This is a genomic window from Novosphingobium sp. BL-S-19, from assembly GCF_055521675.1.
The window spans coordinates 2,912,579-2,926,501 of record NZ_CM145498.1 but is presented as its reverse complement, the minus strand read 5'-3'; the positions used below and the strand labels follow the sequence as shown (position 1 = coordinate 2,926,501).

Genomic DNA, 13,923 nt, shown 5'->3' with positions numbered 1-13,923 from the left:
GGTCTGGCGGCAGGCCGCCGTGGGGCGTATGCAGGTTCCCGGAAAGGCTGGTGAATCCATGAAGTTCGCGCACAGGGTCTGGAAATTGCTGGTCGGCGTGAAGGACGCGCTGGCGCTGGTTTTCCTCTTGCTGTTTTTCGGCCTGCTCTACGCGGTGTTGACGTCCCGGCCGGCGGCCACCCGCATTCAGGACGGGGCGCTGCTGCTGGACCTCAATGGATCCATCGTCGAGGAGAAGAGCAGGCCCGATCCCCTAAGCCTGCTGGCGAGCAGCCAGGCGCCCGCCGGTCAGTTCCAGGCGCGCGACATAGAACGCGCGCTGAAGCTGGCCGCGACGGACAAGCGCATCAAGGTCGTCGTGCTCGATATGTCGCGCTTTCTGGGCGGCGGCATGGTGCATATCGAGGAGATCGGCCACGCGCTGGACGATGTGCGCAAGGCGGGCAAGCCGGTGCTGACTTTCGCCAATGCCTATGCGGACGACGGCGTGCAGCTTGCATCCCACGCCAGCGAGGTCTGGATCGATCCGATGGGCGGCGCCTTCGTGGCGGGGCCGGGCGGCAACCAGGTCTATTTCAAGGCGCTGCTCGATCGCTTCAAGGTCAACGCCCACGTCTATCGCGCGGGCACCTACAAGAGCTTCGTGGAGCCCTATCTCCGCAACGACATGTCCCCCGCCGCGCGGGAAGCCTATCAGGACATCTACGGCGCGCTGTGGGGCAGCTACAAGGCGGATGTCGCCCGCGCCCGCCCCAAGTCGCAGCTGGACCGCATGACCGGCGATCCTATCGCCTGGACCAAGGCCACCGGCGGTGATTTTGCCCAAGGCGCAAAGGCGGCCGGACTGGTCGACCGCATCGGCGACAAGAGCGAATTCGACGCCCGCGTGACCGAGATCGCGGGTGAGGACGACGCGCGGGACGATAACGACCTGCCCTACAAGCACACCGATCTGGCGGCATGGCTGAAGGCCAATCCCGAAAAGCAGGAAGGCGCGAAGATCGGCGTTATCACCATCGCGGGAGAGATCGTCGACGGCGACGCCGGACCGGGCCGAGCAGGCGGAGACCGCATCGCCCAGCTGCTGGACGACAATATCGACGAGGGCTTCAAGGCGCTGGTCGTGCGAATCGATTCGCCTGGCGGCTCGGCCATGGCCGCCGAGCGGATGCGCCGCGCCATCGATCGGTATAAGGCGAAGAAGATCCCCGTCGTCGTCTCGATGGGCAACCTTGCTGCCAGCGGCGGCTACTGGGTCTCCACCCCGGGCCAGACGGTGTTCGCGCAGCCGGCGACGATCACCGGCTCGATCGGCGTTTTCGCGGTGGTGACCAGCTTCGAGAAGACGCTGAGCGAATACGGCGTCACCAGCGACGGGGTGAAGACCACGCCGCTGTCCGGCCAGCCCGACATTCTCGGCGGCTTCACGCCCGAAGTGGAAGGGATGCTGCAGGCCTCTGTCGAAAATACCTATGGCAAGTTCGTCGCCCTTGCCGCGCAGGCGCGCAAGACGACGCCGGAAAAGATGGATACGATCGCACAGGGCCGCGTCTGGCCGGGATCTGAAGCGCAGAGGATCGGCCTTGTCGACAAGATGGGCGATCTGGACGCGGCTCTGGCCGAAGCGGCCCGCGTCGGCGGCGTCGGCAACGGCAAGTGGCATGCGGTCTATCTGCAGAGTGAGGAGGACACTTTCAGCAAGTTCCTCAGCAGCATGACCTCTCAGGCCCCGGATGACAGCGCCCGCGTGCAGGCGGGTGCCTACGACTTTGCCAGCCTGGTTTCCCGCCGCCGCGACGAACAGGCTTCGCGTGTGGCCGGGCAGTTGACTGCGATGCTCTCAAGCCGCGGGGCGCAGGCCTATTGCCTTGAATGCCCGGTCGTGCCGGGTAGCGCTGCGCGCAAGGCGGACCAGGTTTCGACCCTGCGGATGCTCGCCAAGCTGGTCGGTTTCGACTGATGGAACCGGATGCCGCCGCTTAATCCGGCGGCGGCATCTCCAGCGGGCCGGTATCTGGCTGGTCGAAGTCCGGTCCTTCGGGCGGAAGTTCCTCTGGCAGGTCCGGCGGGCCGGGCTCCATCGGCGGAACGGGCGTTTCGGGTGGGGTATTGCCGGGATCGTCTGCGGGTTGGGTGGCCATGTCGCCTCTCGCTTCGCTGGTGCGTGTCTGCTTCGTAGATAACGCCTGAGGGCGCAAGTTGGTGCCCCGGCAAGGCGGCGCAGCCCGTCTTGCACCCGAAACGTCATGGCCATCCCGCGCACAATATAAGGGCACGGCGAATCGCCGCCCTTGCCCTTTCCCGCGTGTCCTTATAAGGGCACGTTCCTTGAGTTTCTGGCTTTCATCCATGCGGGCGTGGCGGAACTGGTAGACGCGCTGGTTTTAGGTACCAGTATCGAAAGATGTGGGGGTTCGAGTCCCTTCGCCCGCACCAGTCTCGTCGCCCCGGGGGAGGGTAGCCGCGAGAATCGGCCCGCAGGCTCGTTGCCGGGCCCGTTGAATTGCACAGGAAGGCATTTGAAATGCAGATCGTCGAAACCACCAACGAGGGCCTCAAGCGCGCCTACACGGTGACCATTCCCGCTACCGCCATCACCGCGCGCGTCGAAGGCGAAATCAAGAAGATCGCCCCGCAGGTGAAGATGCCCGGCTTCCGCGCCGGCAAGGTGCCCGCCAACCTGGTCAAGAAGATGCACGGCGAAGCGATCCATCAGGACGCGCTGAACGCCACCATCCGCGAAGCCATGGACAAGCTGGTCACCGACCACGCGCTGCGCCCCGCCATGAACCCCGACGTTGCGCTGGGCGAAGGCTACGAACAGGGCAAGGATGCCGAGCTGACCGTCAGCCTGGAAGTCCTTCCGGTCATCGAAGCGCCCGCCATCGACGGTCTGAAGCTTGAAAAGCTGGTCGTGCCCGTGTCGGAAGACGCCGTGACCGAAGCGGTCGAGCGCATTGCCTCGCAGCAGCAGCGTTTCGAAACCAAGGACGGTGCGGCTGCCGATGGCGACCAGCTGATCATCGACTTCACCGGCAAGCTCGACGGCGTCGAGTTCGACGGCGGCAAGGCCGAGAAGGCCCCGCTGGTCATCGGTTCGGGCCGCTTCATCCCCGGCTTCGAAGAGCAGCTGGGCGGCGCCAAGGCTGGCGACGAGCGCACCATCACCGTGACCTTCCCGGAGGACTACCCGGCCGCGAACCTCGCCGGCAAGGAAACCACCTTCGACATCGTCGTGCACGAAGTGAAGGCGCCCGCCGAATCGAAGCTGGACGACGATTTCGCCAAGGAACTGGGTCTTGAGAGCCTTGAGCAGCTCCAGGGCCTGCTCAAGGGCCAGCTGGAGCAGGAAACTGCCGGCCTGACCCGCACCGCGATGAAGCGCCAGCTGCTCGACCAGCTTGCCGCCGGTCATGACTTCGACGTGCCGCCGACCATGGTGGAAGCCGAATTCTCGCAGATCTGGCAGCAGCTGACCCAGGAAGCCGCTGGTGAGGAAGATCCCGCCGCCGCTCTGGCCGAGATCGAAGCCGAGAAGGACGATTACCGCAAGATCGCCGAGCGCCGCGTGCGCCTTGGCCTGCTCCTGTCGGAAATCGGCCAGACCAACGGCGTCGAAGTGACCGCGCAGGAAATGTCGATGCTCGTTGCGCAGGCCGCGCAGCAGTATCGTCCGGAAGACCGCCAGCGCTTCATGGAATATGTCCGCCAGGACCCGATGATGGCTGCCCAGCTGCGCGCGCCGCTTTACGAAGATAAGGTCGTCGACTTCCTCATCGAGAAGGCTGACGTCACCGAGCGTGAAGTGACCCGCGACGAACTGCAGGCCGCCATCGAAGCCGACACCGACGGCGAGAAGGCCGCCGAAGCCAAGAAGCCGGCTGCCAAGAAGGCTCCGGCCAAGAAGGCTGCCGCCAAGAAGGAAGAAGCCGAGGCTCCGGCCGAGGAAGCTGCTGCCGAGGAAAAGCCGAAGAAGGCTCCGGCCAAGAAGGCCGCTGCCAAGAAGGACGAGGCTGTCGAAGCTGAAGCCGAGGCGAAGCCGGCCAAGAAGGCTCCGGCCAAGAAGGCTGCTGCCAAGAAGGAAGACTGATCGCGTCGCGTAGACCGCTGACCGATCGTTGAAGGCCCGCCGCGCGCAAGCACGGCGGGCCTTTCCTTTTGCGGAGTCGGGAGAGTGCTCAGTCTCCGGGCGGCGCCACTGCAACCCAGCCATTGCCGATGCGCCGAAGTTCGATGGATTTCACGGCAAAGCCGCTGCTTCGCAGGTGGGCGAGGATCGCGGCGGCATCGAACCGGTGGTCGGCATCGTGCTCGGCCCAGAACAGTGTGGGACAATTCCGCGCCAGCTTGCGCGAATCGTCCGATTCCAGCGCGAAGCCGAAGTGCGTGGCTACCTCCCGGTAGGCCCAGGGGATCACCGCGCCGTTGTCCACCGGCGGGCCGGCGATGACGTTGGCGTTCCAGAAGCGGTCGGTATGCACCAGCGTCTGCGGACAGTGCGCGACCTGATCGGCGATGAAGCCGCCAGTGCCGTACCACGAATAGCGCGCCTGCGTGATTTCGACGTTCTCCACCAGCGACCATGCCGAGAGGATGAACGCAAGGCCAAGGAATAGCGCGGTCATGCGCGGCCCCAACGCGTGCAGCAGCCGCCCGCAGGCGAGAGCGATGCCGACGCTGACGGCGCCGATCATGGCGGTCAAGTACTTCTCGATCAGGATCGGGTGCAGCAGGTGCAGCACCACGAGAATGCCCAGCCCGAGCACGACGCCGCCCGCCAGCAGCGTCAGCGTGCTGATGCCGCGGCAGGGGAAGCGGCTGCGCATGAGATCGCGCCCCAGCAATGCCACGCCCGCCAAAGCCCCCAAAAGGACCAGCGGATTCGCCTCCAGGCTTCGCAGCAGCGCATATTCGATCGACCAGCGTGCGCTGGCGAAGCCGGGGCTGATCCAAAAGGTCTGCGTATTGGCCTGCCAATAGGGCAGTTGGGCAAGGCTGACGGCCATGAAGATCAGCCCAGACGCCACGGCAGGCAGGGCAATGGCGCGGGCCTGTGTCCAGTCGCGCCGCAGCAGCGCGGCTGCGAGGAACGGCGCCACAAGGGCCCCTGCGATCAGCGTGGTGACGATATGGGTGTTGAAAGCCACAAGTAGGGTGGCGGCGTAGACCAGTCGCCGCGCCGTTGATCCGCCTTCGCGGGTGAGTTCCAGCGCGGAAAGCGACAGGGCCAGCAGAATGCCGGCGCAGAGCGACAGGAAGTAGGATCGCAGTTCGCTGGCGCTCATCACCGACCACAGGTTGCCCATCAGCAACAGCAGCAGCGCGGTGCCGGCTGGCAGCAGGCGCGGCACATCGCGCACGATCAGCGTTCCTGCCAGCAGACTGACCATGCCGATCGCCAGGTTCAGCAGCCGGTGTGTCTCGGTCTGGCCTAACCACGCGGTCGCGCGGGCGAGCGCATAATAGAGGGGAGGGTGGTTGTCCGGCAGCCAGCTGGTGTGAAGCGCCTCAAGCCAGCCCGGGCCGACGCGGGTGACGCATTGCGTGTAGAATTCGTCATACCAGGGCCCGCGATGCAGGCAGGCCCATGCAATCGCCAGGGCGAGGGCAATCGCGGCGAGCAGAATCGTGCTCGCATGGAGCTTTTTCGACATGGTGGGCTCCCCCCCCCCGAAGCCGGCGACACGTGAATTCCCTTATCCAATGAAGGGATGGCCGAAATATTGATGGCGGGCAACGGAGAGGGCACAAATCCCCCGTCCATCCGATCGGAACCGGCGCAAGTTACGCTGTTCCGCCCGATTGCCCCCCGATAGTTGTGTGTCCTGCATCGAATGAAGGGTTAAAGCCCTTGAACATCGGGCAGGGGCACGCGACATAGGCGGTCCAAACCAGAAGAGGACTCCCATGCTCGACCTGTTTGGCGCCTCGGGCGCCCAAGGAAAGTTCACTACCGACCCCGTTACCGGCGCACTCGTGCCGATGGTCGTCGAGCAGACCAGCCGTGGTGAGCGCAGCTTCGACATCTATTCGCGCCTGCTGCGCGAACGCATCGTTTTCATCACCGGCGAAGTTGAGGACCACATGGCCTCGCTGATCGTCGCGCAGCTCCTGTTCCTCGAATCGGAAAATCCGACGAAGGACATCTCGATGTACATCAACTCGCCGGGCGGCGTGGTGACGGCCGGCATGGCCATCCACGACACCATGCAGTACATCAAGCCGCGCGTTTCGACCGTTTGCATCGGCCAGGCCGCATCGATGGGGAGCTTCCTGCTCGCCGCCGGCGAGCCGGGCATGCGCATCGCGCTGCCGAATGCCCGCATCATGGTGCACCAGCCCTCGGGCGGCGCACGCGGCATGGCCTCGGACATCGAGATCCAGGCGCGTGAGATCCTGCGGATGCGCAAGCGTCTCAACGATCTCTACGTGAAGTACACCGGCAAGTCGCTGGACGAGATCGAGAAGGCGATGGACCGCGACACCTTCCTCGAAGCCGAGGAAGCTCTGGCGTTCGGTCTGGTCGACAAGGTCTTCGAAACGCGGCCTGACGCCGACAAGCCGGCCGAAGCCTGAGCATGACACAGAAGGTCGGTGCCTGCGGGTATCGACCTTCAGTTCTTTGCAACGGTTATCGGGGTACCCATATAGGGCTAGGATTGCAAAACCGGCCCCGTCCAAGGTAGACTCGACGAGTCGCCTGGAAATGGCCTAAAGACGGAAAATGACGAAATTGAGCGGATCTGACGCGAAAAGCACCCTCTACTGCAGCTTCTGCGGCAAGTCGCAGCACGAAGTGCGCAAGCTGATCGCGGGCCCCACGGTCTTCATCTGCGACGAATGTGTCGAGCTTTGCAACGACATCATTCGCGAAGAAACCAAGGCCGGAATTGCGGGCAAGAAGGACGGCGGCGTGCCCTCCCCCCGTGATATCTGCGAGACGCTGAACGACTACGTGATCGGGCAGGACCGCGCGAAGCGCGTGCTGTCGGTGGCGGTGCACAACCACTACAAGCGCCTCAAGCACAGCGGCAAGCAGGGCGATGTGGAGCTGTCGAAGTCGAACATCCTGCTGGTGGGCCCCACCGGTTCGGGCAAGACGCTGCTCGCGCAGACGCTCGCCAAGACGTTCGACGTGCCCTTCACCATGGCCGACGCCACCACGCTGACCGAAGCCGGTTACGTGGGCGAGGACGTGGAGAACATCATCCTCAAGCTGCTGCAGGCTTCCGACTACAACGTCGAGAAGGCGCAGCACGGCATCGTCTACATCGACGAGATCGACAAGATCAGCCGCAAGGCCGAGAATCCGTCGATCACGCGCGACGTTTCGGGCGAGGGCGTGCAGCAGGCCCTGCTGAAGCTGATGGAAGGCACCACGGCCTCGGTTCCCCCGCAGGGCGGCCGCAAGCATCCGCAGCAGGAATTCCTGCAGGTGGACACGACCAACATCCTGTTCATCTGCGGCGGCGCCTTCGCGGGTCTTGAGAAGATCATTGCCGACCGCCTCCAGAAGCGTTCGATCGGCTTCGGCGCGCATGTCGCCGATCCGGACAAGCGCCGCGTGGGCGAACTGCTCCAGAAGGCGGAGCCGGAAGATCTGCTGAAGTTCGGCCTGATCCCCGAGTTCGTCGGCCGTCTGCCGGTGATCGCGACCCTGAACGACCTCGACATCGAGGCGCTGGTCAAGATCCTGCGCGAACCGAAGAACGCGCTGATCAAGCAGTACGCCAAGCTGTTCGAGCTGGAAGACGTGGAACTGACCTTCACGGACGAGGCGCTTGAGGCGATCGCCCAGAAGGCTATCGACCGCAAGACCGGGGCGCGCGGTCTGCGCTCGATCGTGGAAGGGCTGCTGCTCGACACCATGTTCGACCTGCCGACCGAAGGCGATATCGCCGAAGTCGTCGTGGACAAGGACGTGGTCGAAGGCCGCAAGGAACCGGTCCGCGTGCTGAAGGGTGACAAGGCCGAAGCCGCAGCTTAAGCGCTGCCGCCAAGGTCAAAACGAAAAGGGCCCGTCCGGATCATCCGGGCGGGCCCTTTTCGTTGTGGGGCTTTCGTTGTTCGGCGCATTTGCCGTGGTCCGCGCGGTGTGCTTCGGTCGGGCGATGAAGCGCTATCTCTTCGTCTGCAGCCAGAACAAGCTGCGCAGTCCGACGGCGGAACAGATATTCTCCAGCCGGGGCGATATCGAAGTGGCCTCGGCCGGAACCAATGTCGATGCCGTGGAGCCGCTGACCGGCGAACTGGTCGCCTGGGCCGATGTGATCGTGGTGATGGAAAAGGCGCATCGCAGCAAAGTGCAGCAGCGGTTCCGTCGCCATCTCAATGGTCAGCGGATGATCTGCCTCGACATTCCGGACGACTATGCGTTCATGGATCCGGCGCTGGTCGAACTGCTCGAACTGCGGATGTCCCGGCACCTGCCGCCCCGGCCGGCTGGCCGAGGCGGGTAGGGCCGGACCTCAGTTTCCGTCGGGGCGCGGGCCCATACCACCGCCGCCGGGGCCACCGGGACCGCGCTGGCCGCGCGGGGGCATCGGATCGCCCTTCTTCATCGTGCGAACGACCTGACCGTCGCGGGAGATGGTCATCTGCTCGGTCTCGGTGGATTTGAGCAGCCAGCCCTTATCGCTCTGCACCCAGGTATCGTGCGAAAGCTCGCTCATGGCGAACTGGTGTGACTGGCCATCGCGGTCCTGCCGATTGCCCGCAGCGTCCTGGCGCTGTTCGACTTCGGCGGTCTGGCCGTTGACGGTCACCGAAAGGATCGTGTTGGTCGATTTTCGGCTGGGGTCGACGGGAATATTTGCAAGGCGATCGATCATATCGTCGGCATTCATCGAATTGCCGCCCAGATCGGTGCGCTTGAAGTCGGGGGTAAGGAACGGCTTGATATCGTCCGGCTCGCGCGTGTCCATCGCGGTCTTGAGGGCGGCGTAGCGCGCTTCAAGGTCGCTCTTGGTGTCGGCATGGGCAAGGCCGGGCAGCAGGGCGCAGCCAAGCGCCGCGGAAAGCAGCAGGCGGGCGGGGTATCGACGTGTCATTGCGGATCTGTCCATCCAGTCGGTGATGGACACGATTCCTAGCCACGGGCCCGCGCGCCGCAATCGGGATTATTGTACCTTATTGTCGCGGAATTCCCTGTGCGCCTGCGCGGTGCCGCAAACAGTCCAATCAATGTTCAGACGACCATTTCGCTTTCCAGGGCGCAGGGGGTGTGGGCCTCCGTCTCGATCTGGATGGTCGGGTGGCCGATCTTGAATTTGTGATCCAGATCGTGGGCAAGATCATGCAGGAATCCATCGCCGGGCTGGCCGGCCGGCATCACCAGATGCGCGGTGAGGGCGGTTTCGGTCGTGCTCATCGGCCAGACGTGAAGGTCGTGAACGCGCGCGACACCGGGGCGAGCTTCCAGAAAGGTGCGGACGGCGGCGATATCGATGCTTTCGGGTACGGCCATCATCCCCATGCGAAGCGACTCGCGCAGCAGGCTCCAACTGGACCAGGCGATGACGGCGGTGATGATCAGCGAGGCGATAGGGTCGACCATCGCCCAGCCCGTCCACACGATCACGATCCCGGCAATCACGACCCCGGCTGAGACCGCAGCGTCGGCCATCAGGTGCACGAAGGCGGCACGCAAGTTGAGGTCGTCCTTGCTGCCCTTGGCGAACAGCATGGCCGAAAGCGCGTTCACCGCGATGCCGAGCGCGGCAACGACGATCATCGTCGTGCCGGTAACCGGTGCCGGTTCGGCGAAGCGGCGGATCGTTTCCACCAGGATCGCGCCGATCGCCACCCAGAGCAGGGCGGCATTGGCGATGGCAGCGAGGATCGAGGAACTCTTGAGGCCGTAAGTGAACCGTTCCGTCGGCGGGCGAGAGGCGAGCACGCTGGCCGCCCAGGCGAGCAGCAGCGACAGTACATCCGAAAGATTGTGCCCCGCATCGGCCAGCAGCGCCATCGAATCGCTGATGAAGCCGGCTGCGACTTCGGCGATGACGAAGACCAGGTTCAGTCCTACCGCGAGTGCGAAGGCCCTACCGACATTACCGGGAACGGCATGATGATGCCCGTGGTGGTGCCCGTGGTGGTGGTGGCCATGATTGTGGCCATGATGATCGTGTGCGACGCCCATGACGACGATGATTGCCACGGCCAGTCGGCCGCCATCAAGCGATGTCGTAACATGTCATGGCTTCGGCGGCTCTTATGCGGCAGTGCGGAAAACGGGTACCGGGCACCTCGTGACATTTATGCCGCAGTGGGGAAGCGTGAATTTTTCGACAATCCTCGGAAATGTCACAAAAAATCGGATCCGACTGCATCGTTTCTGCCACACGGGGCAAAAATTGCTGCGACCTGTCCAGAAATGAATCCACTGTGTCAGAGACTTGTCATATTGCGCTGCTCTTAGCAGCCGCAGCAAAACTGTGGCGGGGCAAACCTTCTGCAAATTGCAACCAACCCATTCAGATGGCTCCAGGGGGCTAAGATGAAATTTCACACCGTTCTCTCTACGGCGACCAGCACGCTGGCCGTTGGCGCAGCGTTTCTTGCCATGCCGGCTCTCGCTCAGTCGACCGGTTCGACTGAATTCGAAGAAGGCACGATCCTTGTTACCGGTTCCGCTCAGCGCGGCATCGACGGAATCCAACTGCCCGATTCGACCAAGACCAAGCAGGTCATCACCCAGGACATGATCGCCAATCAGCGTTCGGGTCAGGCCATTCACGAACTGATCAACCTGGTTCCGGGCGTCAGCTTCCAGAACAACGACCCGTACGGCGGTTCTGGCGGCACGCTGAACATCCGTGGTTTCGATGCCAGCCGCATCTCGCTGACCTTTGACGGTCTGCCGCTGAACGATACGGGCAACTACGCCCAGTATTCGAGCCAGCAGCTCGATTCGGAACTGGTCGAGCAGGTGAACGTCAACCTCGGCACCACCGACATCGACAGCCCCACGGCTGCCGCGTCGGGTTCGACGGTGAACTATCGCACGCGTAACCCCACCGAAGACTTCCACGTTAACGTGCGCGGTTCGGCGGGTGAATACGGCTACTTCCGCATGTTCGGCGTGGTCGACACCGGCGTGTTCACCGGCATTGGCACCCGCGCATTCGTTGCCGCCAGCCATGCGACGAACGAGAACCCCTATCAGCGTTCGAGCAAGACCGACCGCACGCAATTCAACGCCAAGATTTATCAGCCGATCGGCGATAATGGCGACTTCGTGTCGGTTGCAGGCAACTACAACATCAGCCGTAACCGCAACTTCTCGTCGGTTCCGCTGCGCACCGACAGCAAGATTTTCGCCGTGTCCGGCACCTCGCCGAATCAGACCCTGACGAGCACCGATCGCGTCGTCGGTTCGGGTTCGAGCAACCGTTTCCCCACCAGCATGGGCGAAGCCGATTACACGCTGGCGTCGTGCCACATCGCTGCCGCCAATCCCGGCGTCACCGACTCGCCGAACGCTTGCGGCACCCGTTACGACGAGAGCTACAACCCGTCGAACACTGGTAACATCCGCATCAACTCGCGCTTCACGCTGTCGGATAGCCTGATCCTGACCGTGGATCCGAGCTACCAGTACACCAAGGCCAACGGCGGTACGGGTGCGGTCACCGGCTATGAAGGCTTCTACACCCGCGCTGCGACCTCCACTCTCGCGGCAATCGGGCCGATCTATGGCTACATTGGCGGCAAGCCTTACTTTGGCGGCGTCGATCTGAACGGTGACGGTGACACGCGCGACAGCGTCACGGTTTATGCTCCCAGCGAAACCAAGACCAACCGCTTCGGCCTGATCGCCAACCTGATCTGGAACCCGATCGACGGCCAGACCTTCCGCCTGAACTACTCGTTCGACTACGGCCGTCACCGCCAGACCGGCGAAGTTGCCGCAGTTTACGGCAGCGGCCTGACGACGGAATACTTCCCCGAAGACAATCCGCTCCTCGATGTGGGCGGCGGCATCATCCAGAAGCGCAACCGTAAGTCGATCGCCATGCTCAACCAGGTTTCGGGTGAGTACCGCGGCGAATTCATCGACAAGCGCCTGACCGTCAACCTGGGCATTCGTTCGCCCTGGTTCACGCGCAAGCTGAACAACCTCTGCGTCACCGAAGCGGGCGGTTCGTTCGTCGACTGCTTCACCGACGCGGCGCAGCAGGCCACCTTCCTGGCCGCCAACCCGACCTATGTCGGCCCGACCAAGCGCAACTACAACTTCCACAAGATCCTGCCGACCGGTGGTTTGAACTTCTCGGTCACCGACAACCTGAGCGTGTACGCCAACTACACCAAGGGTATGCAGGTTCCGGGTACGGACAACCTGTATCAGTCGCTGGGCTTTGCCGCTGGCCAGGCTCTGCCGAAGCCGGAAACCACCGACAACCTCGACATCGGAACGCGCTTCATCTCGGGCAAGTTCCAGGCGCAGTTCTCGGCCTGGTACACCTGGTTCAACAACCGCCTTGCTTCGTCGTACAACCCCGAACTCGATGTTACGACCTATCGTAACCTCGGCAAGGTTCACAAGTACGGCCTCGATGGCAGCGTGGGCTACTCGCCGATTCCGGAAGTCACGCTTTATGCTTTCGGTTCGGTGCTGAAGTCCAAGATCATGGACAACGTTCAGTCGGGCGAGTGCACCGCGGCCAACGTGGCTGCCGGCGTCTCGACCGGCATCGGCACCTGCTCGGCCGTTGGCGATCCGATCTACTACATCACCAAGGGCAAGCGTGAAGGTGGTGCTTCCACCTACATGTTCGGTGGCCGCGTGCAGGGCAACCTGGGGCCGGTCGAACTGGGCGCGCAGGCGAAGCGTACCGGTCCGCGTTACGTGAACGATCAAAACCTGCCGATCGTTCAGACCTACACGGTCAACGGTGCGACCACCACGTACCAGGTCTATGGCGCCAAGACCCCGGCCTACACGGTCGTGGATCTCGACGCGAAGGTCGGTCTGGGCTTCCTCGGCCTGAACGACATGACCTACCTGCAGCTCAACGTGACCAACCTGTTCAACAAGCTCTATGTCGGCGGCTTCACGTCGAACACGGCTACGAACTCGGTTCCTTACGCCTACATCGGTTCGCCGCGCACCGTCAGCGGCACCATCTCGATGGGCTTCTGATCCGAAAAATCGCGTCACGCGAAACAGGGGAGGGGAGGGAACTGCGGTTCCCTCCCCTTTTTTGTTGGCTGCCAACTTTGGAAAATCATTCAGCGCGGAACATGGAAATTCACGAAGATACCGTCGATCTTGCCGATGCCGGAGCGATTCCCGAGGGCACGCCACATAGCCTGTTCGAAGATGGCTACGCCTTGGTCGTGGGCACCATCCTGCTGTCGATGGGGCTCATTCTGCTGCAGCAGGCCCAGCTTGCGACTGGCGGCGTGGCCGGTCTTGCGCTGACGCTGAACTACCTCACGGGCGCACCGGTGGGACTGCTCTATGCGGTGCTGTCACTGCCCATGCTGGCACTGACCGTGCGGTCCATGGGGAGTGCGTTCCTCCTCAAGACGATGATCGTGACGCTGGGACTCTTCGCACTTACCGCGCTGGCGCCTCATGCGCTGGTGCTGGATTATGTCGCGCGGCCGGTTGCCGCGGTGTTCGGCGGGACGCTGATCGGCATGGGCGCATTGGCGCTGGCCCGGCACGCGGCGGGGTCCGGCGGATCCGGTGCGGTCGTGCTGTCGCTCTACCGCACCCGGGGTTGGAACGCAGGGCGCACGCAGATGATCTTCGATATCGGCGTTCTGCTGTTTTCGCTGCTGGCGCTGGACCTTGTGCAGGTCCTCTGGTCGCTGCTGGGCGTCATGGCGACCGGCGGCATCCTGTTCGTGTGGCACCGGCCGGGTCGCTATAACGGGTACTAGAGCGTTTTCTAATCAGGTGGAATC

Annotated in this window: 11 protein-coding genes and 1 tRNA gene; 8 read left to right on the top strand and 4 right to left on the bottom strand. The window is 63.4% G+C overall.

The window, feature by feature from the left end; genetic code table 11:
• The first annotated feature begins 58 nt into the window (after positions 1 to 58).
• Positions 59 to 1,960, top strand: a complete 1,902-nt coding sequence (gene sppA / locus ACZ1JV_RS22045; RefSeq protein WP_465150533.1) for a signal peptide peptidase SppA — start codon at positions 59 to 61, stop codon at positions 1,958 to 1,960.
• A gap of 19 nt (positions 1,961 to 1,979) precedes the next feature.
• Here sppA and ACZ1JV_RS22040 read toward each other — a convergent pair whose 3' ends face one another.
• Entirely contained in the window at positions 1,980 to 2,141 is a 162-nt protein-coding gene (locus ACZ1JV_RS22040) for a hypothetical protein (RefSeq protein WP_465150532.1), read from the bottom strand.
• A 210-nt stretch (positions 2,142 to 2,351) separates the two neighbouring features.
• Between ACZ1JV_RS22040 and ACZ1JV_RS22035 the strand changes: the two genes are divergently transcribed.
• Both ACZ1JV_RS22035 and tig read left to right on the top strand, forming a co-directional pair.
• Positions 2,352 to 2,436, top strand: a tRNA-Leu gene (locus ACZ1JV_RS22035).
• Positions 2,437 to 2,524: 88 nt separating this feature from the next.
• A complete protein-coding gene (tig, locus tag ACZ1JV_RS22030) occupies positions 2,525 to 4,090 on the top strand; it encodes a trigger factor (RefSeq protein ID WP_465150531.1) in 1,566 nt (521 codons plus the stop codon).
• 88 nt (positions 4,091 to 4,178) lie between these two features.
• Here the strand turns inward: tig and ACZ1JV_RS22025 are convergent, their stop codons facing one another.
• Positions 4,179 to 5,654, bottom strand: coding sequence for a hypothetical protein (locus ACZ1JV_RS22025; RefSeq protein WP_465150530.1), 1,476 nt, complete (start codon positions 5,652 to 5,654; stop codon positions 4,179 to 4,181).
• Positions 5,655 to 5,907: 253 nt separating this feature from the next.
• Between ACZ1JV_RS22025 and clpP the strand changes: the two genes are divergently transcribed.
• The 3 genes from clpP (at position 5,908) to ACZ1JV_RS22010 (ending at position 8,459) form a co-directional block, all read left to right on the top strand.
• Entirely contained in the window at positions 5,908 to 6,576 is a 669-nt protein-coding gene (gene clpP, locus ACZ1JV_RS22020; RefSeq protein ID WP_465135813.1) for an ATP-dependent Clp endopeptidase proteolytic subunit ClpP, read from the top strand.
• 148 nt (positions 6,577 to 6,724) lie between these two features.
• Positions 6,725 to 7,987: an ATP-dependent Clp protease ATP-binding subunit ClpX gene (gene clpX, locus ACZ1JV_RS22015; protein WP_395390794.1), complete on the top strand. Its 1,263-nt coding sequence runs from the start codon at positions 6,725 to 6,727 to the stop codon at positions 7,985 to 7,987.
• A 124-nt stretch (positions 7,988 to 8,111) separates the two neighbouring features.
• Positions 8,112 to 8,459, top strand: a complete 348-nt coding sequence (locus ACZ1JV_RS22010) for a low molecular weight protein tyrosine phosphatase family protein (protein ID WP_465152626.1) — start codon at positions 8,112 to 8,114, stop codon at positions 8,457 to 8,459.
• 9 nt (positions 8,460 to 8,468) lie between these two features.
• On the opposite strand, the gene ACZ1JV_RS22005 is transcribed toward ACZ1JV_RS22010, so the two are convergent.
• On the bottom strand, positions 8,469 to 9,050 hold the full coding sequence (locus ACZ1JV_RS22005) for a nuclear transport factor 2 family protein (protein WP_465150529.1): 582 nt from the start codon (positions 9,048 to 9,050) through the stop codon (positions 8,469 to 8,471).
• 137 nt (positions 9,051 to 9,187) lie between these two features.
• Positions 9,188 to 10,144 (bottom strand): cation diffusion facilitator family transporter, encoded by a 957-nt coding sequence (locus tag ACZ1JV_RS22000; protein ID WP_465152625.1) that lies wholly within the window; start codon positions 10,142 to 10,144, stop codon positions 9,188 to 9,190.
• Between the two features lie 357 nt (positions 10,145 to 10,501).
• Between ACZ1JV_RS22000 and ACZ1JV_RS21995 the strand changes: the two genes are divergently transcribed.
• Both ACZ1JV_RS21995 and ACZ1JV_RS21990 read left to right on the top strand, forming a co-directional pair.
• Positions 10,502 to 13,150: a TonB-dependent receptor gene (locus ACZ1JV_RS21995; RefSeq protein WP_465150528.1), complete on the top strand. Its 2,649-nt coding sequence runs from the start codon at positions 10,502 to 10,504 to the stop codon at positions 13,148 to 13,150.
• A gap of 101 nt (positions 13,151 to 13,251) precedes the next feature.
• Positions 13,252 to 13,899 (top strand): YitT family protein, encoded by a 648-nt coding sequence (locus ACZ1JV_RS21990; RefSeq protein ID WP_465150527.1) that lies wholly within the window; start codon positions 13,252 to 13,254, stop codon positions 13,897 to 13,899.
• Positions 13,900 to 13,923: the final 24 nt, after the last annotated feature.

Coding starts and splice junctions, on each gene's coding strand:
- sppA (WP_465150533.1), top strand. CDS start 59: ATGAAGTTCGCGCACAGGGTCTGGAAATTGCTGGTCGGCGTGAAGGAC.
- ACZ1JV_RS22040 (WP_465150532.1), bottom strand. CDS start 2,141: ATGGCCACCCAACCCGCAGACGATCCCGGCAATACCCCACCCGAAACG.
- tig (WP_465150531.1), top strand. CDS start 2,525: ATGCAGATCGTCGAAACCACCAACGAGGGCCTCAAGCGCGCCTACACG.
- ACZ1JV_RS22025 (WP_465150530.1), bottom strand. CDS start 5,654: ATGTCGAAAAAGCTCCATGCGAGCACGATTCTGCTCGCCGCGATTGCC.
- clpP (WP_465135813.1), top strand. CDS start 5,908: ATGCTCGACCTGTTTGGCGCCTCGGGCGCCCAAGGAAAGTTCACTACC.
- clpX (WP_395390794.1), top strand. CDS start 6,725: ATGACGAAATTGAGCGGATCTGACGCGAAAAGCACCCTCTACTGCAGC.
- ACZ1JV_RS22010 (WP_465152626.1), top strand. CDS start 8,112: ATGAAGCGCTATCTCTTCGTCTGCAGCCAGAACAAGCTGCGCAGTCCG.
- ACZ1JV_RS22005 (WP_465150529.1), bottom strand. CDS start 9,050: ATGACACGTCGATACCCCGCCCGCCTGCTGCTTTCCGCGGCGCTTGGC.
- ACZ1JV_RS22000 (WP_465152625.1), bottom strand. CDS start 10,144: ATGGGCGTCGCACACGATCATCATGGCCACAATCATGGCCACCACCAC.
- ACZ1JV_RS21995 (WP_465150528.1), top strand. CDS start 10,502: ATGAAATTTCACACCGTTCTCTCTACGGCGACCAGCACGCTGGCCGTT.
- ACZ1JV_RS21990 (WP_465150527.1), top strand. CDS start 13,252: ATGGAAATTCACGAAGATACCGTCGATCTTGCCGATGCCGGAGCGATT.